Source organism: Streptomyces sp. NPDC031121 (assembly GCF_055570615.1).
The window spans coordinates 13,823-40,079 of the sequence record NZ_JBVIGV010000018.1 but is presented as its reverse complement, the minus strand read 5'-3'; the positions used below and the strand labels follow the sequence as shown (position 1 = coordinate 40,079).

The window sequence follows — 26,257 nt, the reverse complement described above, 5'->3', positions numbered from 1 at the left end:
CGTGTCAGGCCGTCAGGTCCAGCACCCGAACCGCCTCACCACTCCAACGCCCGGGCTCGGCCGTGGCGATGACCGCCCCGTCGGGACGATCCGGTGTCGGCTGAGCCGCGTACAGGCAGTGCGCCGCCGCCCAGGTGTCCTGGGGGGCCACCACGAGAACGGCCGGAAGGTCGAGGTCGAGCACCGTGATGCCGGGCAGTGCCGCCAGGTGCTCGGCAGTGCCGGGCCGCGCGCGATCGGCTTCGACGAGAGCGCACGTGGGGGCATAGAGGTACCAGCCGGCCTGGGCATGGGCCCGGTGGATGAGGCGGGAGGCGAGAACGCTGCCCCGCCCGGCCGCGGCCATCGCGGTGTCGTCCAGGATGATGTGCACTGCGTCGCTCACCGGGCGGCCGCGCGGGCCAGGCGGCGGTCCAACTCGCTGTCGAGTTTCTGCTCCTCGGCAGGGGTCGGCGCGTACCCGTTCCACTCCTTCAGCACGGCCCGCGCCTTCTCGGCCCGCGCCGCCCGCTCCTCCGGGGTCAGCAGGGTTTCGGCGAGACGGGCCAGGTAGGCGCGCAGCGACATGCCTTCCGCCGCCGCTATGGTGGCAAGCCGGTCCCGGGCTTCCTCAGGAATGCGGACATTGGCGTCAGCCATCATCGGGCTCCCTCACAGACCGAGATGGGTACGGGTACGTACCCATACCCATCGTAGGGGCAGGTGCGCCCGCCCGGGAGGGGAACCCGAATGCGAACACTGCCCGAGCCTCAGCCCGCGCGGTGGACCACCGCGTCGCAGAGTTCCTCCAGGGCCGCCTTCGCGAAGCAGTCCCGGAGGGGGGCGAGCGCGGCGCGGGCCTCCTGCGCGTAGCGGACGGTGTCGCGGCGGGCCTGCTCCAGCGCGGGGTGGACCCGGAGCCGGGCAAGGACCTCGGCGTGGCGGGCGTCGTCGGCGAGGTCGCCGTCGAGGAGGCGTACGAGGTCCAGGTCGGCGGGGTCGCCGCCCTGCTCGGCCCGCTCGCGCAGCCGCAGCACGGGCAGCGTCGGGATGCCCTCGCGCAGGTCGGTCCCCGGGGTCTTGCCGGACTCGTGCGAGTCGGAGGCGATGTCGAGGACGTCGTCGGCGAGCTGGAAGGCGGTGCCGAGGCGCTCGCCGTACTGGGTCAGGATGTCGACGACGGAGTCGTCGGCGCCGGACATCAGGGCGCCGAACCGGCCGGAGACGGCGATCAGCGAGCCGGTCTTGCCGGCGATGACGTCGAGGTAGTGGGCGACCGGGTCGCGGCCGTCGCGCGGGCCGGCCGTCTCCAGGATCTGGCCGGTCACGAGGCGCTCGAAGGCCTCGGCCTGGACGCGGACGGCCTCGGGGCCGAGGTCGGCGAGGATGTGCGAGGCGCGGGCGAAGAGGAAGTCACCCGTGAGGACGGCGACCGAGTTGCCCCAGCGGGCGTTGGCGCTGGGCACGCCGCGGCGCACGTCCGCCTCGTCCATGACGTCGTCGTGGTAGAGCGTGGCGAGGTGGGTGAGCTCGACGACGACGGCGGAGGGGACGACCCCGGGCGCGTACGGGTCGCCGAACTGGGCGGCGAGCATGACCAGCAGCGGCCGGAACCGCTTGCCGCCGGCCTTGACCAGGTGCTGCGCGGCCTCGGTGATGAAGGGGACTTCGCTCTTGGTGGCCTCCAGCAGACCCGCCTCGACGGCGGCCAGTCCGGCCTGGACATCGGCCTCAAGAGCCTGGTCCCGCACGCTCAGTCCGAACGGCCCGACGACGGTCACGAGGGGTACTCCTGTCTGCTGACGATCACGCTGACGATCACCTGGATTGTCGATGTGTCGCTGCCATCACTCAAGCCAGCGTATCCGGTCCGATTTCGATCACGGAGAGCACCCGTCGTGCCGCCGTCCCCACACTGTCCCATCCGCCCCGGTATGTTCGGAAAAAGCCGAAAGAACCGGAGCGTACGCCTTGCCCAGACCCGTGACCGACACGGCGGAGCCCGCGGAGCCGGCGCCTGCCGGGGCCGGACGGCCCGGCCTCCGCCCCCATGGTCCCGCGCGCCCGCGCCGCCGGCGGACGGCTCGCCGACCGGACCGCGGCCCCGCCTCTGCCGGGAGCGCGGCGGAGGCCCCGGCATGAGCGCCCGCGGCGGCTTCCCGTACGAGACCGCGCGCGAGGATGTCCGGATCCCGCTGCCCGACGGCATCGCCCTGTACGCCCGGATCTGGCGCCCGGTGGCCCCGGAGCCGGTGCCCGCCCTGCTGGAGTACGCGCCCCACCGGCTGACCGACCGCACCGCCCCCCGCGACGCCCGCCGCCACCCCTGGTACGCCGGCCACGGCTACGCCTCGGTCCGGGTCGACGTCCGCGGCCACGGATGCAGCGGCGGCGTGCCCGGCGGCCCGTACGCGGCGTACGCCCCGGACGGCGGCCCGGAGGCAGCCGACGCGGTCGCGGTGGTGCGCTGGCTGGCGGCGCAGCCGTGGTGCACGGGCGCGGTGGGGATGTTCGGCATGTCCTGGGCCGGCGCCCTGGCCCTGCGGACCGCCTCCCTGGCGCCCGAGGCGCTGCGCGCCGTGGTCGCGGTGTGCGCGGCGGACGACGGCTTCGGCGGCGCCGCGCCCTACCTGGGCGGCTCGGTCGTCGCCGCGGACGGGCACGCCGGGTCGGCGGCGCTGCTCGCGCTGGCCGCCCGGCCCCCGGACCCGCTGTACGCCGGCGACGACTGGCGGGAGCAGTGGCTGGCCCGGCTGGAGGCGCTCGAACCGCCCTCCCGCACCTGGCTGGCCCACCAGACCCGGGACGCCCACTGGGCGCACGGCGGCCTCTGCGAGGACCCCGCGGCGGTCCGGGCGGCCGTCCTCGCCGTGGGCGGCCTGCACGACCCGTACCGGGACGCCGTGCTGCGGCTGGTGTCCCGCCTGCCTGCCGGCCGGGTGCGCGGCCTGCTCGGCCCGTGGCCGCACGCCTACCCCGACCGGGGCCTGCCCCCCGGCCCGGCGATCGGCTTCCTCCAGGAGACCCTGCGCTGGTGGGACCACTGGCTGCGGGGCGCCGCCAACGGGGTGATGGACGAGCCGCTGCTGCGGTCCTGGATCTGCGCCTCCCGTCCGCCGGCCACCGTGTACGGGGAGCTGCCGGGGAGGTGGGCGGGCGACCGCGCCTGGCCGCCGCCGGCCGTCGCGCCCGTGACGTACGCGCTGCGGGGAGAGCCGGTGGAGGTGGCCTCGCCGCAGCACACCGGGCTGGACGCGGGGCGGTTCGTCCCGTGCGGCGGCGAGGCCGACCTGCCGCCCGACCAGCGGGAGGAGGACGCGAAGTCCGCCTGCTTCGAGTTCCCGGTCGCGGCCGGGTATCCGGTGGAGGTGCTGGGCCGGCCGCAGGTCACGCTGCGGCTGCGGATGGACGTCCCGTACGGGCAGGTCGCGGCCCGGCTGTGCGACGTCGCACCGGACGGCTCCTCGACGCTGGTCACCCGGGGGGCGCTGAACCTGTCCGCGCGGCTGGGCCCCGACAAGGCGGTGCCGTGGCCGGCGGGGGCGTACGAGGACGTCGTCGTCGAGCTGGGCGCCGCCGCGTACGCGTTCCCGCCGGGGCACCGCATCCGGCTCGCCCTCTCCTCCGCGTACTGGCCGTGGCTGTGGCCGCGGGCCGGGTCGGAGGCGGGCTGGACGCTGGACCCGGCGGGCAGCGCGCTGGTCCTGCCGGTGCGCGCCCCGTCGTCGCCGGACGACGCGGGCGTCGGCTTCGGGCCGCCCGAGCAGGCGCCGCCGCTCGGGGCCGTCGTCCCGGAGACCCTCGACCGGCCGCGCCCGCCGAGGCGGGTGGTCCGGGATGTCGCGGCCGGGACGTGGCGCCTGGAGGCGGCGCCCCGGTCCGGGTGGCGGCGGATCCACCCGGACGGGCTGGAGTACGCCGAGGACGCGGACGAGGAGTACGCGATCCGCGACGGCGACGCCCTGTCGGCCCGGGTCCGCTGCACGTGGCGGATCCGGCTGCACCGGCCCGACCTGGGCTGGGACGCCGTGGTGGAGGGCCGCTCGGAGACCTCCTGCGACGGGGAGGCCTTCCACACGGAGGACGAGCTGCTGTGCCGGGAGGGCGGGGAGGCCGTCTTCCACCGCACCTGGCGCCGGACCCACCCGCGCACGGGGGGCTGAGGCCGCGCGCCCCGCGGCGCCCACTGTGCGCCCGGCACGCGCCGGCGGGCTCAGCCGTAGAGGCGCTCCAGCACCACCGCGATGCCGTCCTCCTCGTTCGAGAGCGTCACCTCGTCGGCCACCGCGAGGAGTTCGCGGTGGGCGTCGGCCATGGCCACCCCGTACCCGGCCCACGCGAACATGGGGACGTCGTTCGGCATGTCCCCGAAGGCGATCGTGCCCGGACCCCCGACCCCCAGCAGCTCGGCCGCCAGCGCCAGCCCGCTCGCCTTGCTCACCCCCGGCGGCTGGAGCTCGACCGTGTGCTCCCCCGCCATCGTCACGTTGACCATGTGCCCGACGACGCCGCGGGCGAGCCGGGTCAGCTCGTCGTCGTCGAGCTCCGGGTGCTGGAGGAGCACCTTCGTGATCGGCGCCTCCCACAGGTCCGCGCGCCGCCGCACCCGGACCGTCGGCAGGTGGGGGTGCGGCATCCGGTAGCCGGGCCCTATCAGCATCGCCGCGTCGACCCCCTCCTGGTCGACCGCCGCGTACACCTCGCCGATCTCGGCCTCGATCTTGCCGAGCGCCACCTCCGCGAGCTCCCGGTCCATTTCGACGGAGTGCAGCAGGGCGCCGCGCGCCGTGTCGTACAACTGCGCGCCCTGCCCGCACACCGCGAGCCCCGTATATCCCAACCTGTCAAGAACATGGCGGACCTGCGGAACGGGGCGCCCGGTGACGATGATGTGCTGCGCACCCGCGGCGCGCGCCGTCGCGAGCGCCGTGTACGAGCGGGCGGAGACGGTGTCTCCGGCGCGCAGCAGGGTCCCGTCCAGGTCAGTGGCGATGAGAGAGAAGGGGAGGGCCGAAAGCGGGGCGGAAGTCACGGCGCAAGGATACGGACCCCGTTGGACAAGTCCTACAAATAGCGCCCGAATCCGGCCTCCCGCAGGCCCCACCAGCCACGTAACGTAGCAACCAGCCCCCGGGGCACCCCCCGGACCGCATCGAAAGCGAGGCAGTACCCCATGCCCCAGCAGAGCCCCCTCGATGTCCCCGAGGGCGACCCGTTCGGGCCGCACAACCTCCCGTACGGCGTCTTCTCCGCCGGCGGCGACCCCCGCCGCCGGATCGGCGTCCGCATCGGCGGGCACGTGCTCGACGCCGGGGCCGCCGCCGAGGCGCTCGGCTCCCCGTACGCCGGCCTGCTCGGCCACCCCTCGCTGAACCCGCTGCTGGCCGCCGGCCGCACCGCCTGGCGCGACGTGCGCCGCGCCCTGACGGCCTGGGTGACCGACCCGGGACACCGGCAGGCCGTGGAGCCGCACCTGCTGCCCCTGGAAGCGGTCACCCTGCACCTGCCGTACGAGGTCGCCGACTACGTCGACTTCTACGCGAGCGAGCACCACGCCACCAACGTGGGCCGCATGTTCCGTCCCGACGGCGAGCCGCTGACGCCCAACTGGAAGCACCTGCCGATCGGTTACCACGGCCGCTCCGGCACCATCGTGGTGTCCGGCACGGACGTCGTCCGCCCCTCCGGTCAGCGCAAGGCCCCCGCCGACCCGGCGCCGGTCTTCGGCCCGTCCGTCAAGCTCGACATCGAGGCCGAGGTCGGCTTCCTGGTCGGCACCCCCTCCGAGCTGGGCAGCCCCGTCGCGCTGGGCGACTTCGAGGACCACGTCTTCGGCCTCTTCCTCCTCAACGACTGGTCCGCGCGCGACATCCAGGCCTGGGAGTACGTCCCGCTGGGCCCGTTCCTCGGGAAGTCCTTCGCCACCTCCGTCTCGGCGTGGGTGACCCCGCTGGAGGCCCTGGACGCGGCCCGCACCGCGCCGCCGGCCCGCGACTTCCCGCTGCTGCCCTACCTCGACGACGCCGACGCCGACCGGCCCGGCGGCTTCGACCTGCACATCACGGTCTCCATCAACGGGCAGGAGGTCGCGCACCCGCCGTTCGCCACGATGTACTGGACCGCCGCCCAGCAGCTGGCCCACATGACGGTGAACGGCGCGTCCCTGCGCACCGGCGACGTGTACGGCTCCGGCACCGTCAGCGGCCCCGAGGTCGCCCAGCGCGGCTCCCTGCTGGAGCTGACGTGGAACGGCCGCGACGCCATCGAGCTGGCCGAGGGCAAGCGGACGTTCCTGGAGGACGGCGACACGGTCACCCTCACGGCCTGGGCCCCGGGCCCCGCGGGCACCCGCGTGGGCCTGGGCGAGGTCACGGGCCGCATCACCCCCTCCCGCTGATTCCGCGCCGCCGCCCCGCCGGACCGCCGACGACCGGCCTCGGCGGGGCGGTGGCGTTCTCACATATGCCGCCCGCCCACGCTCGCGGCACATGGTCAACACGCCGGCACTCGCTCACTCGTGCGGGCGGTCCCGATCCGGTCCCCGGCGATACGCTGTGCGGACTGGTGAGACTCCGTCGCATGGGAGCACTACCTATGAGCGTCGACCCCGAGGACATCGAGCCGACGTACCGCTGGCCCGTCCCGCCCGAGGGCGGTTGGACGGCTGACGACCTCGACCGGCTTCCCAACCTGCCTCCGCACACGGAGCTGATCGACGGGAGCCTCGTCTTCGTGGGTCCGCAGACTCGATTCCACATGCGCGCGGTCAACTTCTTCACCTGGCAGTTGCAGGATCAGCAGCCACCGGGTCTGGAAGTCTTCCGCGAGTTCACGATCGACATCGACCGCCACAACCGTCCCGAACCCGATGTCATCGTCGTGGACGAGAGCGCGATCGGCGATCTGAACCAGACTCGGCTCCCTGCGGAGTCAGTCTGCCTGGCCATCGAGGTCGTCTCCCCCGAGTCCTCCGGCCGAGACCGTGGCGTCAAGCCGGTCAAGTACGCAGGCGCCGGCATCACCCACTTCTGGCGGGTGGAGAACAAGGACGGTCGCGCCGTGGTCTATGTCTACGAACTGGACCCGTCGACGGGAAGCTACGGAACTGCGGGCATCTTCCACGAACGACTGAAGGTGGCCGTCCCGTTCCCCATCGACCTTGACCTCACCGAGATCACCTCGAAGCGCCGCGGCGCCGAATAGACCAGACACACACCGGGGCCCGGCTCCCCCGAAGGGAGCCGGGCCCCGGCGCATCCACCCGACAACCGGTCAGCGCACGAACGTGCTCGCCTGTCCCGCCAGGTCCAGGAAGTACTGCGGCGCGAGGCCCAGCACCAGCGTGACCGCCACGCCGACCGCGATCGTCGTCATCGTCAGCGGCGACGGCACGGCCACGGTCGGCCCGTCCGCCTTCGGCTCGCTGAAGAACATCAGGACGATCACCCGGATGTAGAAGAACGCGGCGATCGCGGACGAGATGACGCCGACCACGACCAGCGCTCCCGCGCCGCCCTCCGCCGCCGCCTTGAACACCGCGAACTTCCCGGAGAACCCGGAGGTCAGCGGGATGCCCGCGAAGGCCAGCAGGAACACCGCGAAGACCGCCGCCGTCAGCGGCGAACGCCGCCCGAGCCCGGCCCACTTCGACAGGTGGGTCGCCTCGCCGCCCGCGTCGCGGACCAGCGTGACCACGGCGAAGGCGCCGATCGTGACGAAGGCGTACGCGCCCAGGTAGAAGAGCACCGACTGGATGCCCTCCGCCGACGTCGCGATGACACCGGCCAGGATGAACCCTGCGTGCGCGATCGACGAGTACGCCAGCAGGCGCTTGACGTCGGTCTGCGTCACCGCGATCACCGCACCCGCCAGCATCGTCACGATCGCCACACCCCACATCACCGGCCGCCAGTCCCACCGCAGCCCCGGCAGCACCACGTACAGCAGGCGCAGCAGCGCGCCGAACGCGGCCACCTTGGTCGCCGCGGCCATGAAGCCCGTCACCGGCGTCGGGGCGCCCTGGTAGACGTCCGGGGTCCACATGTGGAACGGCACCGCACCCACCTTGAACAGCAGCCCCGTCAGCACCAGCGCCCCGCCGATCAGCAGCAGCGCGTCGTTGCCCATGGTGTCGGCGAGGGCCGGGTCCATGTGGGCGACGGTGCCGTCCACCACGTCGGCGATGGCCGCGTACGAGACGGAGCCCGCGTAGCCGTAGAGCAGCGCGATGCCGAAGAGGAGGAACGCCGACGAGAAGGCGCCCAGCAGGAAGTACTTCACCGCGGCCTCCTGCGACATCAGCCGGTGGCGGCGGGCCACGGCGCAGAGCAGGTACAGCGGCAGCGAGAACACCTCCAGGGCCACGAACAGCGTCAGCAGGTCGTTGGCCGCGGGGAAGATCAGCATGCCGGCGACGGCGAACATCGCCAGCGGGAACACCTCGGTGGTGGTGAACCCCGCCTTCACCGCGGCCTTCTCGCTGTCGCTGCCCGGTACGGACGCCGCCTGCGCCGCGAAGGAGTCCACCCGGCTGCCGTGCGCGGCCGGGTCCAGGCGCCGCTCGGCGAACGTGAACACCGCGACGAGCGACGCCAGCAGGATCGTGCCCTGGAGGAAGAGGGCCGGGCCGTCGACGGCGACGGCCCCCATCGCCGCGATCTGCGCCTTCTCCCCCGCGTGCCCGCCGGCGGCGAGCCCGACGACCGCCGCGAACGCGGAGGCGAGCGCGGCGGCAGCGAGGAACACCTGGACCGGGTAGCGGCCGCGGCGCGGCACGAACGCCTCGACGAGGATGCCGAGGATCGCCGCGCCCACCACGATCAGCGTGGGCGACAGCTGCGCGTACTCGATGTGCGGGGCCGGGATCCGCTCGGCCGGCGCCTGCGCGGCGAGCGCCCACAGGCCGTGGGCAGCAGTTGCGGTGCTCACTGGCCCGCCTCCCCGTTCTCGGCCCCGACCGCCACCTCGGGCTTGGGGTCCTTCTGCTTCACGTCGGACATGGTGTGCTCCACCGCCGGGTTGACGATCTCGGTCAGCGGCTTCGGGTACACGCCCAGCCCGATCAGCAGGGCGATCAGCGGGGCGACCACGAGGAGCTCGCGCGGCCGCAGGTCCGGCATGCGGCGGACCTCCTCCTTCACCGGCCCGGTCATCGTCCGCTGGTACAGCACCAGCGTGTACAGCGCCGCGAGGACGATGCCGAGGGTGGCGACGATGCCGGCGACCGGGTACCGGGAGAACGTGCCGACCAGGACGAGGAACTCGCTGACGAACGGCGCTAGCCCGGGCAGCGACAGCGTCGCGAGGCCGCCGACCAGGAACGTGCCCGCCAGTACCGGCGCCACCTTCTGCACCCCGCCGTAGTCGGCGATGAGCCGCGAGCCGCGCCGGGAGATCAGGAACCCGGCGACGAGCATCAGCGCCGCCGTCGACAGCCCGTGGTTGACCATGTACAGCGTCGCGCCCGACTGGCCCTGGGAGGTCATCGCGAAGATGCCCAGGACGATGAATCCGAAGTGCGAGATCGACGCGTACGCGATCAGCCGCTTGATGTCCCGCTGCCCGACCGCGAGGAGCGCGCCGTAGACGATGCTGACCAGCGCCAGGACGAGGACGACCGGGGTGGCCCACTTGCTCGCCTCGGGGAAGAGGCCGAGGCAGAAGCGGAGCATCGCGAAGGTGCCGACCTTGTCGACGACGGCGGTGATCAGCACGGCGACCGGGGCGGTGGCCTCGCCCATCGCGTTCGGCAGCCAGGTGTGCAGCGGCCACAGCGGCGCCTTCACCGCGAACGCGAAGAAGAAGCCGAGGAAGAGCAGCCGCTCGGTGTTGGTCGCCATGTCCAGGGTGCCCGCGGCCCGCGCGGCGGTGATCTCCTGGAGGGAGAAGTTCCCCGCGACCACGTACAGGCCGATCACCGCGGCCAGCATGATGAGGCCGCCGGCCAGGTTGTAGAGGAGGAACTTGACCGCCGCGTACGAGCGCTGCGCGGCGGCGTTCTCGTCGGTCCCGGCGTGCGCCCGGTCCCCGAAGCCGCCGATGAGGAAGTACATCGGGATGAGCATGGCTTCGAAGAAGATGTAGAAGAGGAAGACGTCGGTGGCCTCGAACGAGATGATCACCATTGCCTCGACCAGCAGGATCAGGGCGAAGAAGCCCTGCGTGGGCCGCCACCGCGGCGACCGGGTCTCCAGCGGGTCGGCGTCCTTCCAGCCGGCGGCGATGACGAACGGCACCAGCAGGGCGGTCAGCCCGATCAGTGCGACGCCGATGCCGTCGACGCCCAGCTCGTAGCGGACCCCGAAGTCGGCGATCCACGCGTGGGACTCGGTGAGCTGGTAGCGCTCGCCGCCCGGCTCGAAGCGGGCCGCGACGAGCCCCGCCAGGGCGAGCGTGGCCAGCGAGAACAGCAGCGCCAGCCACTTGGCGGCGGTCCGGCGGGCGGCCGGGACGGCCGCCGTGAGGACCGCGCCGGCCGCGGGCACCGCGGCCGTCACCGTCAGAAGCGGGAAATCCATCTCACACCGCCCTCATCAGCAGGGTCGCGGCGATGAGGATCGCCGTGCCTCCGAACATCGAGACCGCATAGCTGCGGGCGTAGCCGTTCTGCAGCTTGCGGAGCCGGCCGGACAGGCCGCCGACCGAGGCCGCCGTCCCGTTGACCACGCCGTCGACCAGGCTGTGGTCGACGTAGACGAGCGAGCGGGTCAGGTGCTCCCCGCCGCGCACCAGCACGACGTGGTTGAAGTCGTCCTGGAGCAGGTCGCGGCGGGCGGCCCGGGTGAGCAGGCTGCCGCGCGGGGCGGTCACGGGGACCGGCCGGCGGCCGTACATCGCCCAGGCGACCGCGACGCCGACGACGAGGACGGCCATGGTGGCCAGCGTGACCGTGAGGGCGCTGACCGGCGGGTGCCCGTGCTCGTACCCGGTGACCGGCTCCAGCCAGTTCAGGAACCGGTCGCCGATGGCGAAGAACCCGCCGGCGAAGACGGACCCGAAGGCCAGCAGGATCATCGGGACGGTCATGGACTTCGGGGACTCGTGCGGGTGCGGCAGCTCGCCGGGGCGGTGCCCGGCGGACGGCTCCACGTCCGCGGCGGTGTCCGCGTCGGGCGCCGGCTGCCAGCGCTTCTCGCCGAAGAAGGTCATCAGCATGACCCGGGTCATGTAGAACGCGGTGATGGCCGCGCCGAGCAGGGCGACCGAGCCGAGGATCCAGCCCTCGGTGCCGCCCTTGGCGAAGGCCGCCTCGATGATCCGGTCCTTGGAGAAGAAGCCGGACAGGCCGGGGAAGCCGATGATGGCGAGGTAGCCGAGGCCGAACGTGACGAAGGTGACCGGCATGTAGCGGCGCAGGCCGCCGTACTTGCGCATGTCGACCTCGTCGTTCATGCCGTGCATGACGGAGCCGGCGCCGAGGAAGAGGCCGGCCTTGAAGAAGCCGTGCGTGACCAGGTGCATGATCGCGAACACGTAGCCGATCGGGCCGAGGCCGGCCGCGAGGACCATGTAGCCGATCTGCGACATCGTCGACCCGGCCAGCGCCTTCTTGATGTCGTCCTTCGCGCAACCGACGACGGCACCGAAGATCAGCGTGACCGCTCCGACGATCGCCGTGACGAGCTGCGCGTCCGGCGCGCCGTTGAAGATCGCGCCGGAGCGGACGATCAGGTAGACGCCGGCGGTGACCATCGTCGCCGCGTGGATGAGGGCCGAGACGGGCGTCGGGCCCTCCATCGCGTCCCCGAGCCAGGACTGCAGCGGCACCTGCGCCGACTTGCCGCACGCGGCGAGCAGCAGCATCAGCCCGATCGCCGTCAGCATGCCCTCGGAGGTCTCGCCGGCCGAGGCCAGCACCGGCCGGAACGCGAACGTGCCGAACGTGGTGAACATCAGCATGATCGCGACGGACAGGCCCATGTCGCCGACCCGGTTGACCAGGAAGGCCTTCTTCGCGGCGGTCGCCGCGCTGGGCTTGTGCTGCCAGAAGCCGATGAGCAGGTACGAGGCGAGGCCGACGCCCTCCCATCCGACGTACAGCAGCAGGTAGTTGTCGGCGAGGACGAGCAGCAGCATCGCCGCGAGGAACAGGTTGAGGTAGCCGAAGAAGCGCCGGCGGCGCTCGTCGTGCTCCATGTACCCGATCGAGTACACGTGGATCAGCGTGCCGACGCCGCTGATGAGCAGGACGAACGTCATTGACAGCTGGTCCAGCTGGAAGGCGATGTCCGCCTGGAAGCCCTCCACCGGGATCCAGCTGTACAGGTACTGGCGCATGGTCCGGTCGTCGGCGCTGCGGCCCAGCATGTCGGCGAACAAGGCGGCGCCGATGCCGAACGAGACGGCCGCGAGCAGGGTGCCGAGCCAGTGCCCGGCCCTGTCGAGGCGCCGGCCGCCGCACAGCAGCACCGCCGCTCCGAGCAGGGGCGCCGCCACGAGCAGCGCAATCAGATTCTCCACTGTGTACGCCCCTTACAGCTTCATCAGGCTGGCGTCGTCGACCGAGGCCGAGTGGCGGGTACGGAACAGCGACACGATGATCGCGAGGCCCACCACGACCTCGGCGGCGGCGACGACCATCGTGAAGAACGCGATGATCTGGCCGTCGAGGTTGCCGTGCATCCGGGAGAACGCGACGAACGCCAGGTTGCAGGCGTTGAGCATCAGCTCGACGCACATGAACAGCACGATCGTGTTGCGCCGGATCAGCACGCCCGCGGCGCCGATGGTGAACAGCAGGGCCGCGAGGTAGAGGTAGTTGACCGGGTTCACTGCGAGGCCTCCTCACGGCCGAGCCGCTCCGCGGAGCGCCGCTCCAGCGCCTTGAGGTCGGCGAGCGCCTCGCCGGAGACGTCGCGGACCTGGCCGCGGGCGCGGAGCGTCTTGCTGACGGTGAGCTCCGAGGGGGTGCCGTCCGGGAGCAGGCCGGGCACGTCGACCGCGTTGTGCCGGGCGTACACGCCGGGCGCGGGCAGCGGCGGGAGCTGGACGCCCTCGCGGATGCGCCGTTCGGACAGCTCGCGCTGCGTCGCGGCCCGCTCGGTGCGCTCGCGGTGGGTGAGCACCATCGCGCCGACGGCGGCGGTGATCAGCAGCGCGCCGGTGAGTTCGAAGGCGAAGACGTACCGGGTGAAGATCAGCGCGGCGAGGCCCTCCACGTGCCCGGCCGAGTTGGCCCGGCCCAGCCCGTTGAAGTGCTGGAGGGAGGCGCTGCCGATGCCCGCGATGAGCAGGATGCCGAAGCCCAGCCCGCACAGGACGGCCAGCCAGCGCTGGCCCCTGATGGTCTCCTTCAGGGAGTCGGCGGCGGTGACGCCGACCAGCATGACCACGAAGAGGAACAGCATCATGATCGCGCCGGTGTAGACGATCACCTGGACGACGCCGAGGAAGTACGCCCCGTTCGCGAGGTAGAACACCGCCAGGATGATCATCGTCCCGGCGAGGCTCAGCGCACTGTGCACGGCCTTCTTCATCAGGATCGTCGCCAGCGCGCCGATCACGGCGACCGTGCCGAGGATCCAGAACTGGACCGCCTCGCCGGTGGAGGCGGCCGATGCCGCGGCGGCGACCGCGCTCATGCCCCCACCCCCTCGGCGGCGCCCCTGTCCTGCGGGGCCTCGCCCTTGGACGCGGCGGTCTGCCGCTCGGTGCCGGGGGCCGCCTCCGTCACCCGGCCGCGGTAGTAGTCCTGCTCGTCCGTGCCGGGGTACATGGCGTGGGGCGCCTCGACCATGCCCTCGGTCAGTCCGGCGAGCAGCTCCTCCTTGGTGTAGATGAGCGACTCGCGGCTGGCGTCGGCCAGTTCGAACTCGTTCGTCATGGTCAGCGCCCGCGTCGGGCACGCCTCGATGCACAGCCCGCACAGGATGCAGCGGGCGTAGTTGATCTGGTAGACGCGGCCGTAGCGCTCACCCGGGGAGTAGCGCTCCTCCTCCGTGTTGTCCGCGCCCTCCACGTAGATGGCGTCCGCGGGGCAGGCCCACGCGCACAGCTCGCACCCGATGCACTTCTCCAGGCCGTCCGGGTGCCGGTTGAGCTGGTGCCGTCCGTGGAAACGCGGTGCGGTCGTCTTCTGCTGCTCGGGGTACTGCTCGGTGAGGCGCTTCTTGAACATGGCCTTGAAGGTCACGCCGAAGCCGGCCACCGGGTTCTGCCACTGCTCGTCAGGCATTCTCCGCACCCTCCTCTCGGTCGCTGTCGGTGTTCGCCCCGCCGCTGGCGATCAGCTCCCGCTCCCGGCGGGGCCGCCGGCGCGGTACGGGGGCCAGGTGCTGGCCGGGCTTGGGCGGTACGGGGAACCCGCCCGCGAGCGGGTCGAACGGCTCGTCCGCCGGGGCGGCGGCCTCCGCGGCGGCGGCCTTCTCCCGCCGGTCGCGGAAGAGGTCCGCGACGAAGGACAGCAGCAGGACCGCGACGACCGCGCCGCCGACGTACAGGACGATCTGGGAGAAGTCGTACGCCTCGTTGCGCAGCGCCCGCACCGTCGCCACGAGCATCAGCCACAGCAGCGAGACAGGGATGAGGACCTTCCAGCCGAGCTTCATCAGCTGGTCGTAGCGGACGCGGGGCAGGGTGCCGCGCAGCCAGATGAAGAAGAACAGCAGCAGCTGCACCTTGACCACGAACCAGAGCAGCGGCCACCAGCCGTGGTTGGCGCCCTCCCAGAAGCTGCTGACCGGGTACGGGGCCCGCCAGCCGCCCAGGAACAGGGTGACCGAGACGGCCGAGACGGTGACCATGTTGACGTACTCGGCCAGCATGAACATCGCGAACTTGATGGACGAGTACTCGGTGTTGAAGCCGCCGACGAGGTCGCCCTCGGACTCCGGCATGTCGAACGGCGCCCGGTTGGTCTCGCCGACCATCGTCACCACGTAGATGATGAACGACACCGGCAGCAGCACGATGAACCAGCGGTCCGCCTGCGCCTCCACGATCGCGGAGGTCGACATCGACCCGGAGTAGAGGAACACCGAGGCGAACGCCGCACCCATCGCGATCTCGTAGCTGATCATCTGGGCGCAGGACCGCAGCCCGCCGAGCAGCGGGTACGTCGAGCCCGAGGACCAGCCGGCGAGCACGATGCCGTAGATGCCGACGGAGGCGACGGCGAGGATGTACAGCATCGCGATCGGCAGGTCGGTCAGCTGCATCGTGGTGCGCTGCCCGAAGATCGACACCTCGTCGCCGGGGGGCCCGAACGGGATCACCGCGATCGCCATGAAGGCGGGGATCGCCGCGACGATCGGCGCCAGCACGTAGACGACCTTGTCGGCGCGCTTGACGACGATGTCCTCCTTCAGCATCAGCTTCACGCCGTCGGCGAGCGACTGGAGCATGCCCCAGGGGCCGTGCCGGTTCGGGCCGATGCGCAGCTGCATCCAGGCGACGACCTTGCGCTCCCACACGATGGAGAACAGGACGGTCACCATCAGGAAGGCGAAGCAGAACACCGCCTTGACGAGGACCAGCCACCAGGGATCCCTGCCGAACAGCGACAGGTCCTCGGCAGCGAGCAGTACCGCGTTCACGCTCCCACCTCCGCAGTGGTGCCGCCTGCGCCGGCCGGGGTCGCCGGGCCGATCCGTACGAGGGTGCCCGGCAGGGCGCCGGTGTCGGCGCGCACGCCCGAGCCGGTGGAGTTCAGCGGGAGCCAGACCACCCGGTCGGGCATCTCCGTGATCCGCAGCGGGAGTTCGACGGTCCCGGACGGGCCGGTCACCGCGAGGGCGTCGCCGTCCTTGACGCCCGTCTCGGCCGCGGTGGCCGCGGAGAGCCGGGCGGTCGCCTCGTGCCGGGTGCCGGCCAGGGCGTCGTCGCCCTCCTGGAGCCGGCCGAGGTCGAGGAGCAGCCGGTGCCCGGCGAGGACCGCCTCCCCGGCCGCGGGCCGCGGCAGGGCAGTCGGCGAGCCGGGCTGCGCCGAGGCGCGCTCGCCGGTCCACCGGCCGAGCCGGTCGATCTCCCGGCGTACGGCGTGCACGTCGGGCAGGCCCAGCGGCCGGTCCGCGGCGTCGGCCAGCATGTGCAGGACGCGGGAGTCGGCCGGGGCGAGGGGGCGGGTCATCTGGTCGGGCTTGAGCGCGGCCTCGAACGGCCGCAGGCGGCCCTCCCAGTTGACGAACGCGCCGGCCTTCTCGGCGACGGCCGCGACCGGCAGGACCACGTCGGCGTGGTCGGTGACCTCGCCGGGCCGCAGCTCCAGGGAGACCGTGAACGCCTCCCGCAGCGCGGTCCGCGCCCGCTCGGGGTCGGGCAGGTCGTCGACCTCCACGCCCGCGACGAGCAGCGCGGTCAGCTCGCCGCCGGCCGCGGCCTCGACGATCTGCCCGGTGTCGCGGCCGTAGCGGTGCGGGAGCTCCTGGAGCCCCCACGCGGCCGCGACCTCCCCGCGGGCCCGCGGGTCCGTGGCCGGGCGGCCGCCGGGCAGCAGCGACGGCAGGGCGCCCGCCTCGATCGCGGCGCGCTCGCCGGCCCGCCGCGGGATCCACACCAGCCGGGCCCCGGTCGCGGCGGCCGCCCGGACCGCCGCGGTCAGCCCGCCGGGCACGCCCCCGAGGCGCTCCCCGACGACGATGACCGCGCCGGGCTCGCGCAGCGCTTCGGCGGCGGCGTCGCCGCCCTGCTCCAGGCCGGTGCGGGAGGCGAGTGCGTCCAGCCACTCGGGCTCGGTGCCCGGGGCGGCGGCCAGCAGGGTGCCGCCCGCCTTGGCCAGGCCGCGCGTGGCGAACGGGGCCAGGGCGAAGGTCCGCTGGCGGCGCTTGCGGAAGGCCTTGCGCAGCCGCAGGAAGACGCCGGGGGCCTCCTCCTCCGCCTCGATGCCGACGAGCAGCACCGCCGGCGCCGCTTCCAGCCCGGCGTACGAGAGGCCCTGCCCGTCGAGGTCGACGCCGCGGCCCGCGACCTCCGCGCCCAGGAAGTCGGCCTCCTCCGCGCTGTGCACGCGGGCCCGGAAGTCGATGTCGTTGGTGTCGAGGACGACCCGCGCGAACTTGGCGTACGCGTAGGCGTCCTCGACGGTCAGCCGCCCGCCGGTCAGCACGCCGGCGCGGCCGCGCGCCGCCGACAGCCCGGCCGCGGCGGCGGCGAGCGCCTCGGGCCAGCTCACCGGCTCCAGGACCCCGTCGGCGTTCCGGACCAGGGGCGTGGTCAGCCGGTCGGGGCGCTGCGCGTACCGGAACGCGAAGCGGCCCTTGTCGCAGATCCACTCCTCGTTGACCTCGGGGTCCTCGGCGGCCATGCGGCGCATCACCTTGCCGCGCCGGTGGTCGGTGCGGGTCGCGCAGCCGCCCGCGCAGTGCTCGCACACGCTCGGGGAGGAGACGAGGTCGAAGGGGCGGGAGCGGAACCGGTACGCGGCCGAGGTGAGGGCGCCGACCGGGCAGATCTGGATGGTGTTCCCGGAGAAGTACGACTGGAACGGGTCTCCCTCGCCGGTGCCGACCTGCTGGAGCGCGCCCCGCTCCAGCAGCTCGATCATCGGGTCGCCGGCGACCTGCGTGGAGAAGCGGGTGCAGCGGGCGCACAGCACGCACCGCTCCCGGTCGAGAAGGACCTGCGTGGAGATCGGCACCGGCTTCTCGTAGGTGCGCTTGCGGCCCTCGAAGCGGGAGTCGGCGTTGCCGTGCGACATCGCCTGGTTCTGCAGCGGGCACTCGCCGCCCTTGTCGCAGACCGGGCAGTCCAGCGGGTGGTTGATGAGCAGCAGCTCCATCACCCCGCGCTGGGCCTTCTCCGCGACGGGGGAGGTCAGCTGCGTCCGGACGACCATCCCGTCGGTGCAGGTGATGGTGCAGGACGCCATCGGCTTGCGCTGGCCCTCCACCTCGACGATGCACTGCCGGCAGGCGCCGACCGGGTCGAGCAGGGGGTGGTCGCAGAAGCGGGGGATCTCCACCCCGATCTGCTCGGCGGCGCGGATGACGAGGGTCCCCTTGGGCACCGACAGCTCGACGCCGTCGATGGTCAGCGAGACCAGGTCCTCCGGGGGCACGGCGGCCCCTCCGCCACCGGTGGGGGCATTCGTGGTGACGGTCATGCGTTCACCTCCGTGTCGGCCCAGAGGACCGACTTCCTGGGGTCGAAGGGGCAGCCCTTGCCCGTGACGTGCTGCTCGTACTCGTCGCGGAAGTACTTGAGCGAGGAGAAGATCGGGCTGGCGGCGCCGTCGCCGAGCGCGCAGAACGACTTGCCGTTGATGTTGTCGGCGATGTCCTGGAGCTTGTCGAGGTCGGCCATGGCGCCCTTGCCTGCCTCGATGTCGCGCAGCAGCTGGACCAGCCAGTAGGTGCCCTCGCGGCAGGGGGTGCACTTGCCGCACGACTCGTGGGCGTAGAACTCGGTCCACCGGGTCACGGCGCGCACCACGCAGGTCGTCTCGTCGAAGCACTGGAGCGCCTTGGTGCCGAGCATCGAGCCGGCCGCGCCGACGCCCTCGTAGTCGAGGGGGACGTCGAGGTGCTCGTCGGTGAACATCGGGGTGGAGGAGCCGCCGGGGGTCCAGAACTTCAGCCGGTGGCCGGGGCGCATGCCGCCGCTCATGTCGAGGAGCTGGCGCAGGGTGATCCCGAGCGGGGCCTCGTACTGGCCGGGGCCGGCGACGTGCCCGGACAGCGAGTAGAGGGTGAAGCCGGGGGACTTCTCGGTGCCCATCGCCCTGAACCAGTCCTTGCCGCGGTGGAGGATCGCGGGAACCGAGGCGATGGACTCGACGTTGTTCACGACGGTGGGGCAGGCGTAGAGGCCCTCGACAGCGGGGAAGGGCGGCCGGAGCCGGGGCTGGCCGCGGCGGCCTTCGAGGGAGTCGAGCAGCGCCGTCTCCTCGCCGCAGATGTAGGCGCCCGCCCCCGCGTGGACGGTGATGTCGAGGTCCATCCCGCTGCCGAGGACGTCCTTGCCGAGGTAGCCGGCGCCGTACGCCTCGCGCACCGCCTCGTGCAGGCGGCGCAGGACGGGCACGACCTCGCCGCGCAGGTAGATGAAGGCGTGCTCGGAGCGGATCGCGTAGCAGGCGATGACCATGCCCTCGATGAGGGAGTGCGGGTTGGCGAAGAGGAGCGGGATGTCCTTGCAGGTGCCCGGCTCGGACTCGTCGGCGTTGACGACGAGGTAGTGCGGCTTGCCGTCGCCCTGCGGGATGAACTGCCACTTCATCCCGGTGGGGAAGCCGGCGCCGCCGCGGCCGCGCAGCCCCGAGTCCTTCACGTAGGCGATGACCTCGTCGGGGGTCATCGCGAGGGCCTTGCGCAGCCCCTCGTAGCCGTCGTGGCGCCGGTAGGTCTCCAGCGTCCACGACCGCGGCTCGTCCCAGAACGCCGACAGGACGGGGGCCAGCAGCTTCTCCGGGCTCGTACCGTTCTCGTGCATGGCGGTCGCCACCGTCATCACTCCCCCTCCTCGCCGGTCGCAGCGGCCCGCGGGTGCACGATGCGCCCCTGGTCCGGGGCTTCGCCGCGCGCGATGCGCAGTCCGATCAGGGAGGCGGGTCCGGCGCCGCCGCCCGCCTCCACGGCGCCGGGGCGCTCGTCGGGGAAGCCGGCGAGGATCCGGGCGGTCTCCTTGTACGTGCACAGCGGCGCGCCGCGGGTCGGCTCGACGGGGCGGCCGGCGCGGAGGTCGTCGACGAGGGCCTTGGCGGACTCGGGGGTCTGGTTGTCGAAGAACTCCCAGTTCACCATCACGACGGGCGCGTAGTCGCAGGCCGCGTTGCACTCGATGTGTTCGAGGGTGACCTTGCCGTCGGGGGTGGTCTCGTTGTTGCCGATGCCGAGGTGCTCCTGGAGCTCCTCGAAGATGGCGTCGCCGCCCATGACCGCGCACAGGGTGTTGGTGCAGACGCCGACCTGGTAGTCGCCCGAGGGCTTCCGCCGGTACATGGTGTAGAAGGTGGCGACGGCGGTGACCTCGGCGGTGGTCAGGCCGAGGGTCTCCGCGCAGAACCGGATGCCGGTGCGGGAGACGTGGCCCTCCTCGGACTGGGTGAGGTGGAGCAGCGGCAGGAGGGCGGAGCGGCTGTCGGGGTAGCGGGCGACGATCTGCGCGGCGTCCGCGGCGAGCCGCTCGCGCACCTCGGCCGGGTAGTCGGGGGCGGGCGGCTGGGGCATGCCCAGGCTCACCTCTCGACGGGCGGGGCTGGCTGTCATCGGTCGACGCCTCCCATCACGGGGTCGATGGAGGCGACGGCGACGATGACGTCGGCGACCTGGCCGCCCTCGCACATCGCCGCCATGGCCTGGAGGTTGGTGAAGGACGGGTCGCGGAAGTGGACCCGGTAGGGGCGGGTCCCGCCGTCGGAGACGACGTGGACGCCGAGTTCGCCCTTGGGGGACTCGACGGCGGCGTAGGCCTGGCCCGCCGGAACGCGGAAGCCCTCGGTCACCAGCTTGAAGTGGTGGATGAGTGCCTCCATGGAGGTGCCCATGATGTTCTTGATGTGGTCGAGGGAGTTGCCGAGGCCGTCGGGGCCGAGGGCGAGCTGCGCCGGCCAGGCGATCTTCTTGTCGGCGACCATGACGGGGCCGGGCTCCAGCCGGTCCAGGCACTGCTCGACGATCCGCAGGGACTGCCGCATCTCCTCCAGGCGGATCAGGAACCGCCCGTACGAGTCGCACGTCTCCGTGGTGGGGACGTCGAACTCGTAGGTCTCGTAACCGCAGTAGGGGTCGGCCTTGCGCAGGTCGTGCGGCAGGCCGGCGGAGCGCAGGATGGGGCCGGTGGCGCCGAGGGCCATGCAGCCGGTGAGGTCGAGGTAGCCGACGTCCTGCATGCGGGCCTTGAAGATGGGGTTGCCGGTGGCGAGCTTGTCGTACTCCGGCAGGTTCTTCTTCATGGTCTTCAGGAAGTCGCGGAGCTGGTCGACGGCGCCGGGGGGCAGGTCCTGGGCGAGGCCGCCGGGGCGGATGAACGCGTGGTTCATGCGCAGGCCGGTGATCAGCTCGAAGATGTCGAGGATCAGCTCGCGGTCGCGGAAGCCGTAGATCATGATCGTGGTGGCGCCGAGTTCCATGCCTCCGGTGGCGATGCACACCAGGTGCGAGGAGAGCCGGTTGAGTTCCATCAGCAGGACGCGGATGACGGTGGCGCGGTCGGGGACCTGGTCGGTGATGCCGAGGAGCTTCTCGACGCCGAGGCAGTACGCCGTCTCGTTGAAGAAGGGCGTGAGGTAGTCCATGCGCGTCACGAAGGTGGTGCCCTGCGTCCAGTTCCGGAATTCGAGGTTCTTCTCGATGCCGGTGTGCAGGTAGCCGATGCCGCAGCGGGCCTCGGTGACCGTCTCGCCGTCGATCTCCAGGATGAGCCGGAGCACGCCGTGGGTGGAGGGGTGCTGCGGCCCCATGTTGACGACGATGCGCTCGTCGTCGGCCTTGGCCGCGGAGCGGACGACCTCGTCCCAGTCGCCGCCGGTGACGGTGTAGACGGTGCCCTCGGTGGTCTCGCGGGACGCCGCGTGGTGGTTCGTGGACATCAGCTGTACGACCTCCGCTGGTCGGGAGCCGGGATCTGGGCGCCCTTGTACTCGACGGGGATGCCGCCGAGGGGGTAGTCCTTGCGCTGCGGGAAGCCCTGCCAGTCGTCCGGCATCATGATCCGCGTGAGGGCCGGGTGGCCGTCGAAGACCAGCCCGAAGAAGTCGTACGCCTCGCGCTCGTGCCAGTCGTTGGTCGGGTAGACGGAGACCAGCGAGGGGATGTGCGGGTCGGCGTCGGGGGCGCAGGCCTCCAGCCGCACGGTGCGGCCGTGGGTGATCGAGCGCAGGTGGTAGACGGCGTGCAGTTCGCGGCCGCGGTCGCCGGGGTAGTGCACGCCGCTGACCCCGGTGCAGAGTTCGAAGCGCAGGGCGGGGTCGTCGCGGAGGGTGGAGGCCACGCGGACGAGGTGCTCGCGGGCGACGTGGAAGGTGAGCTCGCCGCGGTCGACGACCGTCTTCTCGATGGCGTTGGAGGGGAGGAGCCCCTGTTCCTCCAGGGCGCCTTCGAGCTCGTCGGCGACCTCGTCGAAGTAGGAGCCGTAGGGGCGGTGGCTCGGGCCGGGCAGGGCGACGGTGCGGACGAGGCCGCCGTAGCCGCTGGTGTCGCCGCCGCCGCGGGCGCCGAACATGCCCTTGCGCACGCCGATCACCTCGGGGCCGGCGGACTCGCGGGGGGCGGGGACGGCGCCGTCGTCGCCCGGGGTGGTGCCGGGGGTGGTGTCGCTCACCGGAGCAGCCCCTTCATCTCGATGGTGGGCAGGGCCTTGAGGGCCGCGGCCTCCGCCTCGCGGGCCGCCTCCTCCCGGTTCACGCCGAGCTTGGAGCTCTGGATCTTCTGGTGGAGCTTGAGGATCGCGTCCACGAGCATCTCGGGGCGGGGCGGGCAGCCGGGGAGGTAGATGTCCACCGGGACGATGTGGTCGACGCCCTGCACGATCGCGTAGTTGTTGAACATGCCGCCCGACGATGCGCAGACGCCCATGGAGATGACCCACTTGGGAGCGGGCATCTGGTCGTAGACCTGCCGCAGCACCGGCGCCATCTTCTGGCTGACCCGGCCGGCGACGATCATCAGGTCGGCCTGGCGCGGCGAGCCGCGGAAGACCTCCATGCCGAAGCGGGCGAGGTCGTAGCGGCCGGCTCCGGTCGTCATCATCTCGATGGCGCAGCAGGCCAGGCCGAAGGTCGCGGGGAAGACGGACGCCTTGCGCACCCATCCCGCGGCCTGCTCGACGGTGGTCAGCAGGAAGCCGCTCGGCAGCTTTTCTTCCAGTCCCATGGGATTCAGCCCCTCAGTCCCATTCCAGGCCGCCGCGGCGCCAGACGTAGGCGTAGGCGACGAAGACGGTGAGCACGAAGAGCAGCATCTCGACGAGCCCGAAGATCCCCAGGGCGTCGAAGGTGACGGCCCAGGGGTAGAGGAAGACAACTTCGATGTCGAAGACGATGAAGAGCATCGCCGTCAGGTAGTACTTGATCGGGAAGCGACCGCCGCCTGCGGGCGTCGGAGTCGGCTCGATGCCGCACTCGTACGCCTCCAGCTTGGCGCGGTTGTACCGTTTCGGGCCGATCAGCGTGGCCATGACCACGGAGAAGATCGCAAACCCTGCGCCTAGGGCGCCGAGCACGAGGATGGGCGCGTAGGCATTCACGCTCCTCGCTCCTTCCAGTCGTCCTTGACCGTTGGACCGCTGCGCCGGCGCCTGGTGCCCCGCCCCTCGGGATCTTGTGCATGTGAGGCAGTTCACAAGCCGGGCTGGTGCGCATCCTATGCCTGTCGATCTGTGATCTGCGACACGGGTGACAACACGGAGTTTGTGATCTCCACCACCCGGCGAACGATCATGAACCACGATGAGGGGTGATCTTCGTACACGAAGCAGCCAGTTGATCACCAACCGTGACAACAGGGCGCGTTACCCCAGGTAGGAGCGGGGTCGCCCTATCAAGGGATGGGTAGCGCAGGCAAATTTGACTGGATCTCTCCCCGCGTGATAAAGGGATCCGCGTCGCTCGACCGGGGGACGGGGTGCGGACAGGAGTGGACGCGTGCATCCGTTCACGATCTCCGGAGCCCCGGCCCGCCGCCCGCGGACGATCTTTCGGCCGCCCCTCCGCGCATCGCGGGTCACGGACAGGCCACGGCCACCTCTCGGCGCGATTTCGATGTGACCTGTGTCACATCGGAATGGGGTGCTCCAAAGCCGGGCTTGGCCAACGGTGCACCGGGATGGTAGGCCCCGGATCAATTGGGACTTATTGCTGAAACGCCTTGATCACAGGCTCGTGAAGGGCTGTCTGATTTGTCCGTTACGGCGTCAATAAGGGGCGCGACGCGCCCGGTTCGCGCCCCTCCTCGCGCAACTGTGGCGCAGACCACGTTTCTTGAAGGGAGACCGGGCCCCCTGATAGCGGTTGTCCTCATGTCCCACACCGCTCACATACCCAGCCACCGGAAGCCCCGTCGCAGCGCCTCGAAGCTCGCGGTCCGCGCCGGAGTTGCCGGTGGCGTCCTCAGCACGCTGGCGATGGCCGGCACGGCGAGCGCGTCCCCCGCCGCCGAGCCGGTGACCGAGACGCTGGAGATGCCGGTCCTCGACATGGACCTGGCCTCCGAGGTCTCCACCGCCGTCGCCACCGCCGCCGAGCACACGCAGGCGGCCGCCGTCGAGGGCGAACTCAGCGCCGAGGAGGAGAGCGCCCGCACCGGCGCCGCCGCCGAGGCGAAGAAGGCCAAGGAGGCCGCGGAGAAGAAGGCGAAGGAGGAGGCGGACCGCAAGGCCGAGGCCGAGCGCGCCACCCGCAACGCCGAGCGCGCCGCACTCAAGAGCACCTCCGCCGCCGCCTCGACCGAGAGCACCCAGGGCGTGGGCACCGTGACCGCCCCGAAGGGCTCCGCCGCGGCCATCATCAGCTTCGCCCGCGCGCAGGTCGGCAAGGCGTACGTCATGGGCGCCACCGGTCCCTCCGCGTACGACTGCTCCGGCCTCGTGCAGGCCGCGTACCGGCAGGCCGGCGTCACCCTGCCGCGCACCTCGCAGTCCCAGTCCTCGTACGGCACGTCGGTCTCGCTGAGCGCCCTGCAGCCGGGCGACATCCTCTACTGGGGCTCCAAGGGCAGCGCCTACCACGTCGCGCTGTACGTCGGCGGCGGCAAGTTCGTCGGCGCGCAGAACCCCAGCACCGGCATCGTCGAGCGCAGCCTGAGCTACGACCGCCCGACGGGCGCCGTCCGCGTCCTCTGACGCCCGGCACCCCGTCACCCGCCGCACCGCGCACCGCGGTCGGCCCCCGGTACGGCGAAGAGCCGGCACTCCCCCGCTCGGGGGCGGAGTGCCGGCCCTTCGGCATGCCCGTACGCGCGTTCGCGGCGCCACCGCCCTCCCGTACGGCCGCGGCGGGCCCGCGAGGCCGCCACAGGGCCGTCCAGGCCCCTTCCCGGGCCCGCCCCGCCCGGCCGCCGACCGGCAGGCCGGACCGAATGCTCCGGGACGGCGTCAGGCCCTCGGGGCCACCTTCGACAGGCCGTTGATGATGCGGTCCATCGCGTCGCCGCCCGTCGGGTCCGTCAGGTTGGCCAGCATCTTCAGCGTGAACCGCATCAGCACCGGGTGGCTCAGGCCGCGCTGCGCGGCGACCTTCATCACGGCCGGGTTGCCGATCAGCTTCACGAAGGCGCGGCCCAGCGAGTAGTAGCCGCCGTACGTCTCCTTCAGCACCTTCGGGTAGGTGTGCAGCGCCCGCTCCCGCTGGAGCGCCGTCGCCCGCGCGGCCGCCTGCACCACGACGTCCGCCGCGATCCTCCCGGACTCCATCGCGTAGGCGATGCCCTCGCCGTTGAACGGGTTGACGAGGCCGCCCGCGTCGCCGACCAGCAGCAGGCCCTTGGTGTAGTGCGGCTGCCGGTTGAACGCCATCGGCAGGGCCGCCCCGCGGATCGGCTGCGTCATGTTCTCCGGGGTGTAGCCCCAGTCCTCCGGCATGGACGCGCACCACGCCTTGAGGACCTCCCGCCAGTCCAGCTCCCGGAAGGCGGAGGAGGAGTTGAGGATGCCGAGGCCGACGTTGGAGGTGCCGTCGCCCATGCCGAAGATCCAGCCGTAGCCGGGCAGCAGCCGGTCCTGCGGACCGCGCCGGTCCCACAGCTCCAGCCACGACTCCAGGTAGTCGTCGTCGTGCCGCGGCGAGGTGAAGTAGGTGCGCACCGCCACGCCCATCGGGCGGTCCTCGCGCCGGTGCAGGCCCATCGCCAGCGACAGGCGGGAGGAGTTGCCGTCCGCGGCGACGACGAGCGGGGCGTGGAAGGTGACCGGCGTCTTCTCCTCGCCGAGCTTCGCCTGCACGCCCGTGATGTGGCCGGTGCGCGCGTCGCGGACCGGCTCGCCGACGTTGCACCGCTCGTACAGGCGGGCGCCCGCCTTCTGCGCCTGCCGGGCCAGGGTCTCGTCGAAGTCGTCGCGCTTGCGGACGAGTCCGTAGTCGGGGAAGGAGGCGAGTTCCGGCCAGTCCAGCTGGAGCCGCTGCCCGCCGCCGATGATCCGCAGGCCCTTGTTGCGCAGCCAGCCGGCCTCTTCGGAGATGTCGATGCCCATCGCGACCAGCTGCTTCGTGGCGCGCGGGGTCAGGCCGTCCCCGCAGACCTTCTCGCGCGGGAACGCCGTCTTCTCCAGCAGCAGGACGTCGAGTCCGGCCTTGGCGAGGTAGTAGGCGGTCGTCGAGCCGGCGGGCCCGGCCCCGACGACGATCACGTCCGCGGAGTGCTCGGAGAGGGGCTCGGTCACTGCGGGTCTCCCGAAGGCTCGATAAGGGGTG

Annotated in this window: 23 protein-coding genes; 4 read left to right on the top strand and 19 right to left on the bottom strand. The window is 72.1% G+C overall.

Going from position 1 to position 26,257, the window contains the following annotated elements:
* Nucleotides 1-4: 4 nt before the first annotated feature.
* The 3 genes from ACZ462_RS28540 to ACZ462_RS28530 all read right to left on the bottom strand — a co-directional run bounded on the left by ACZ462_RS28540 (nt 5) and on the right by ACZ462_RS28530 (nt 1,760).
* Nucleotides 5-385: a PIN domain-containing protein gene (locus ACZ462_RS28540; RefSeq protein WP_467807101.1), complete on the bottom strand. Its 381-nt coding sequence runs from the start codon at nt 383-385 to the stop codon at nt 5-7.
* Nucleotides 382-639 carry a hypothetical protein gene (locus ACZ462_RS28535; RefSeq protein ID WP_467807100.1) on the bottom strand — a complete coding sequence of 86 codons (258 nt, stop codon included), beginning with the start codon at nt 637-639 and terminating at the stop codon, nt 382-384. Before ACZ462_RS28535 ends, ACZ462_RS28540 begins: the two co-directional genes overlap by 4 nt.
* Before the next feature lie 110 nt (nt 640-749).
* Entirely contained in the window at nt 750-1,760 is a 1,011-nt protein-coding gene (locus tag ACZ462_RS28530) for a polyprenyl synthetase family protein (RefSeq protein ID WP_467807098.1), read from the bottom strand.
* Nucleotides 1,761-2,117: 357 nt separating this feature from the next.
* Between ACZ462_RS28530 and ACZ462_RS28525 the strand changes: the two genes are divergently transcribed.
* Nucleotides 2,118-4,142, top strand: coding sequence for a CocE/NonD family hydrolase (locus tag ACZ462_RS28525; RefSeq protein WP_467807097.1), 2,025 nt, complete (start codon nt 2,118-2,120; stop codon nt 4,140-4,142).
* A 50-nt stretch (nt 4,143-4,192) separates the two neighbouring features.
* Here ACZ462_RS28525 and ACZ462_RS28520 read toward each other — a convergent pair whose 3' ends face one another.
* Complete coding sequence (locus ACZ462_RS28520; protein ID WP_467807095.1) at nt 4,193-5,011, bottom strand: HAD family hydrolase; 819 nt, start codon at nt 5,009-5,011, stop codon at nt 4,193-4,195.
* A 141-nt stretch (nt 5,012-5,152) separates the two neighbouring features.
* Between ACZ462_RS28520 and fahA the strand changes: the two genes are divergently transcribed.
* On the top strand, nt 5,153-6,376 hold the full coding sequence (gene fahA, locus ACZ462_RS28515; protein WP_467807094.1) for a fumarylacetoacetase: 1,224 nt from the start codon (nt 5,153-5,155) through the stop codon (nt 6,374-6,376).
* Nucleotides 6,377-6,573: 197 nt separating this feature from the next.
* Nucleotides 6,574-7,182 carry a Uma2 family endonuclease gene (locus ACZ462_RS28510; RefSeq protein ID WP_467807165.1) on the top strand — a complete coding sequence of 203 codons (609 nt, stop codon included), beginning with the start codon at nt 6,574-6,576 and terminating at the stop codon, nt 7,180-7,182.
* A 69-nt stretch (nt 7,183-7,251) separates the two neighbouring features.
* Here ACZ462_RS28510 and nuoN read toward each other — a convergent pair whose 3' ends face one another.
* The 14 genes from nuoN to ACZ462_RS28440 are packed head-to-tail and all read right to left on the bottom strand — an operon-like array spanning nt 7,252 to nt 23,097.
* Complete coding sequence (gene nuoN, locus ACZ462_RS28505; RefSeq protein ID WP_467807093.1) at nt 7,252-8,907, bottom strand: NADH-quinone oxidoreductase subunit NuoN; 1,656 nt, start codon at nt 8,905-8,907, stop codon at nt 7,252-7,254.
* Nucleotides 8,904-10,496, bottom strand: a complete 1,593-nt coding sequence (locus ACZ462_RS28500; RefSeq protein WP_467807091.1) for an NADH-quinone oxidoreductase subunit M — start codon at nt 10,494-10,496, stop codon at nt 8,904-8,906. Before ACZ462_RS28500 ends, nuoN begins: the two co-directional genes overlap by 4 nt.
* Before the next feature lies 1 nt (nt 10,497).
* Nucleotides 10,498-12,438 (bottom strand): NADH-quinone oxidoreductase subunit L, encoded by a 1,941-nt coding sequence (gene nuoL / locus ACZ462_RS28495; protein WP_467807090.1) that lies wholly within the window; start codon nt 12,436-12,438, stop codon nt 10,498-10,500.
* A gap of 12 nt (nt 12,439-12,450) precedes the next feature.
* On the bottom strand, nt 12,451-12,750 hold the full coding sequence (gene nuoK / locus ACZ462_RS28490) for an NADH-quinone oxidoreductase subunit NuoK (protein ID WP_189807950.1): 300 nt from the start codon (nt 12,748-12,750) through the stop codon (nt 12,451-12,453).
* Complete coding sequence (locus ACZ462_RS28485) at nt 12,747-13,559, bottom strand: NADH-quinone oxidoreductase subunit J (protein WP_467807088.1); 813 nt, start codon at nt 13,557-13,559, stop codon at nt 12,747-12,749. Before ACZ462_RS28485 ends, nuoK begins: the two co-directional genes overlap by 4 nt.
* On the bottom strand, nt 13,556-14,152 hold the full coding sequence (gene nuoI, locus ACZ462_RS28480; protein WP_467807087.1) for an NADH-quinone oxidoreductase subunit NuoI: 597 nt from the start codon (nt 14,150-14,152) through the stop codon (nt 13,556-13,558). The genes ACZ462_RS28485 and nuoI overlap by 4 nt, the downstream gene beginning before the upstream one ends.
* Nucleotides 14,145-15,512 (bottom strand): NADH-quinone oxidoreductase subunit NuoH, encoded by a 1,368-nt coding sequence (gene nuoH / locus ACZ462_RS28475; protein WP_467807085.1) that lies wholly within the window; start codon nt 15,510-15,512, stop codon nt 14,145-14,147. The genes nuoI and nuoH overlap by 8 nt, the downstream gene beginning before the upstream one ends.
* Nucleotides 15,509-18,016 carry an NADH-quinone oxidoreductase subunit G gene (locus ACZ462_RS28470; protein WP_467807084.1) on the bottom strand — a complete coding sequence of 836 codons (2,508 nt, stop codon included), beginning with the start codon at nt 18,014-18,016 and terminating at the stop codon, nt 15,509-15,511. Before ACZ462_RS28470 ends, nuoH begins: the two co-directional genes overlap by 4 nt.
* Nucleotides 18,013-19,362 (bottom strand): NADH-quinone oxidoreductase subunit NuoF, encoded by a 1,350-nt coding sequence (gene nuoF, locus ACZ462_RS28465; protein ID WP_467807082.1) that lies wholly within the window; start codon nt 19,360-19,362, stop codon nt 18,013-18,015. The genes ACZ462_RS28470 and nuoF overlap by 4 nt, the downstream gene beginning before the upstream one ends.
* Nucleotides 19,362-20,120 (bottom strand): NADH-quinone oxidoreductase subunit NuoE, encoded by a 759-nt coding sequence (nuoE, locus tag ACZ462_RS28460; RefSeq protein ID WP_467807080.1) that lies wholly within the window; start codon nt 20,118-20,120, stop codon nt 19,362-19,364. Before nuoE ends, nuoF begins: the two co-directional genes overlap by 1 nt.
* Entirely contained in the window at nt 20,117-21,442 is a 1,326-nt protein-coding gene (locus ACZ462_RS28455) for an NADH-quinone oxidoreductase subunit D (RefSeq protein WP_114053666.1), read from the bottom strand. The genes nuoE and ACZ462_RS28455 overlap by 4 nt, the downstream gene beginning before the upstream one ends.
* A complete protein-coding gene (locus ACZ462_RS28450; protein ID WP_467807079.1) occupies nt 21,442-22,173 on the bottom strand; it encodes an NADH-quinone oxidoreductase subunit C in 732 nt (243 codons plus the stop codon). Before ACZ462_RS28450 ends, ACZ462_RS28455 begins: the two co-directional genes overlap by 1 nt.
* The gene (locus ACZ462_RS28445) at nt 22,170-22,724 is read right to left on the bottom strand and encodes a NuoB/complex I 20 kDa subunit family protein (protein ID WP_114053664.1); all 555 of its coding nucleotides are present in this window, start codon (nt 22,722-22,724) and stop codon (nt 22,170-22,172) included. The genes ACZ462_RS28450 and ACZ462_RS28445 overlap by 4 nt, the downstream gene beginning before the upstream one ends.
* Before the next feature lie 13 nt (nt 22,725-22,737).
* Entirely contained in the window at nt 22,738-23,097 is a 360-nt protein-coding gene (locus tag ACZ462_RS28440) for an NADH-quinone oxidoreductase subunit A (protein ID WP_114053663.1), read from the bottom strand.
* Nucleotides 23,098-23,868: 771 nt separating this feature from the next.
* Here ACZ462_RS28440 and ACZ462_RS28435 point away from each other — a divergent pair.
* Nucleotides 23,869-24,690, top strand: coding sequence for a C40 family peptidase (locus ACZ462_RS28435; RefSeq protein WP_467807076.1), 822 nt, complete (start codon nt 23,869-23,871; stop codon nt 24,688-24,690).
* A 252-nt stretch (nt 24,691-24,942) separates the two neighbouring features.
* On the opposite strand, the gene ACZ462_RS28430 is transcribed toward ACZ462_RS28435, so the two are convergent.
* On the bottom strand, nt 24,943-26,226 hold the full coding sequence (locus tag ACZ462_RS28430) for a geranylgeranyl reductase family protein (protein WP_467807074.1): 1,284 nt from the start codon (nt 26,224-26,226) through the stop codon (nt 24,943-24,945).
* Nucleotides 26,227-26,257: the final 31 nt, after the last annotated feature.

Bases quoted from the DNA above. Each gene is read 5' to 3' on its own strand.
- nuoF (WP_467807082.1), bottom strand. From the start codon at position 19,362: ATGACGGTGGCGACCGCCATGCACGAGAACGGTACGAGCCCGGAGAAG.
- ACZ462_RS28485 (WP_467807088.1), bottom strand. From the start codon at position 13,559: ATGAGCGCGGTCGCCGCCGCGGCATCGGCCGCCTCCACCGGCGAGGCG.
- ACZ462_RS28500 (WP_467807091.1), bottom strand. From the start codon at position 10,496: ATGGATTTCCCGCTTCTGACGGTGACGGCCGCGGTGCCCGCGGCCGGC.
- ACZ462_RS28455 (WP_114053666.1), bottom strand. From the start codon at position 21,442: ATGTCCACGAACCACCACGCGGCGTCCCGCGAGACCACCGAGGGCACC.
- fahA (WP_467807094.1), top strand. From the start codon at position 5,153: ATGCCCCAGCAGAGCCCCCTCGATGTCCCCGAGGGCGACCCGTTCGGG.
- ACZ462_RS28510 (WP_467807165.1), top strand. From the start codon at position 6,574: ATGAGCGTCGACCCCGAGGACATCGAGCCGACGTACCGCTGGCCCGTC.
- ACZ462_RS28435 (WP_467807076.1), top strand. From the start codon at position 23,869: ATGTCCCACACCGCTCACATACCCAGCCACCGGAAGCCCCGTCGCAGC.
- ACZ462_RS28470 (WP_467807084.1), bottom strand. From the start codon at position 18,016: ATGACCGTCACCACGAATGCCCCCACCGGTGGCGGAGGGGCCGCCGTG.
- ACZ462_RS28445 (WP_114053664.1), bottom strand. From the start codon at position 22,724: ATGGGACTGGAAGAAAAGCTGCCGAGCGGCTTCCTGCTGACCACCGTC.
- nuoI (WP_467807087.1), bottom strand. From the start codon at position 14,152: ATGCCTGACGAGCAGTGGCAGAACCCGGTGGCCGGCTTCGGCGTGACC.
- ACZ462_RS28525 (WP_467807097.1), top strand. From the start codon at position 2,118: ATGAGCGCCCGCGGCGGCTTCCCGTACGAGACCGCGCGCGAGGATGTC.
- ACZ462_RS28535 (WP_467807100.1), bottom strand. From the start codon at position 639: ATGGCTGACGCCAATGTCCGCATTCCTGAGGAAGCCCGGGACCGGCTT.
- nuoE (WP_467807080.1), bottom strand. From the start codon at position 20,120: ATGACAGCCAGCCCCGCCCGTCGAGAGGTGAGCCTGGGCATGCCCCAG.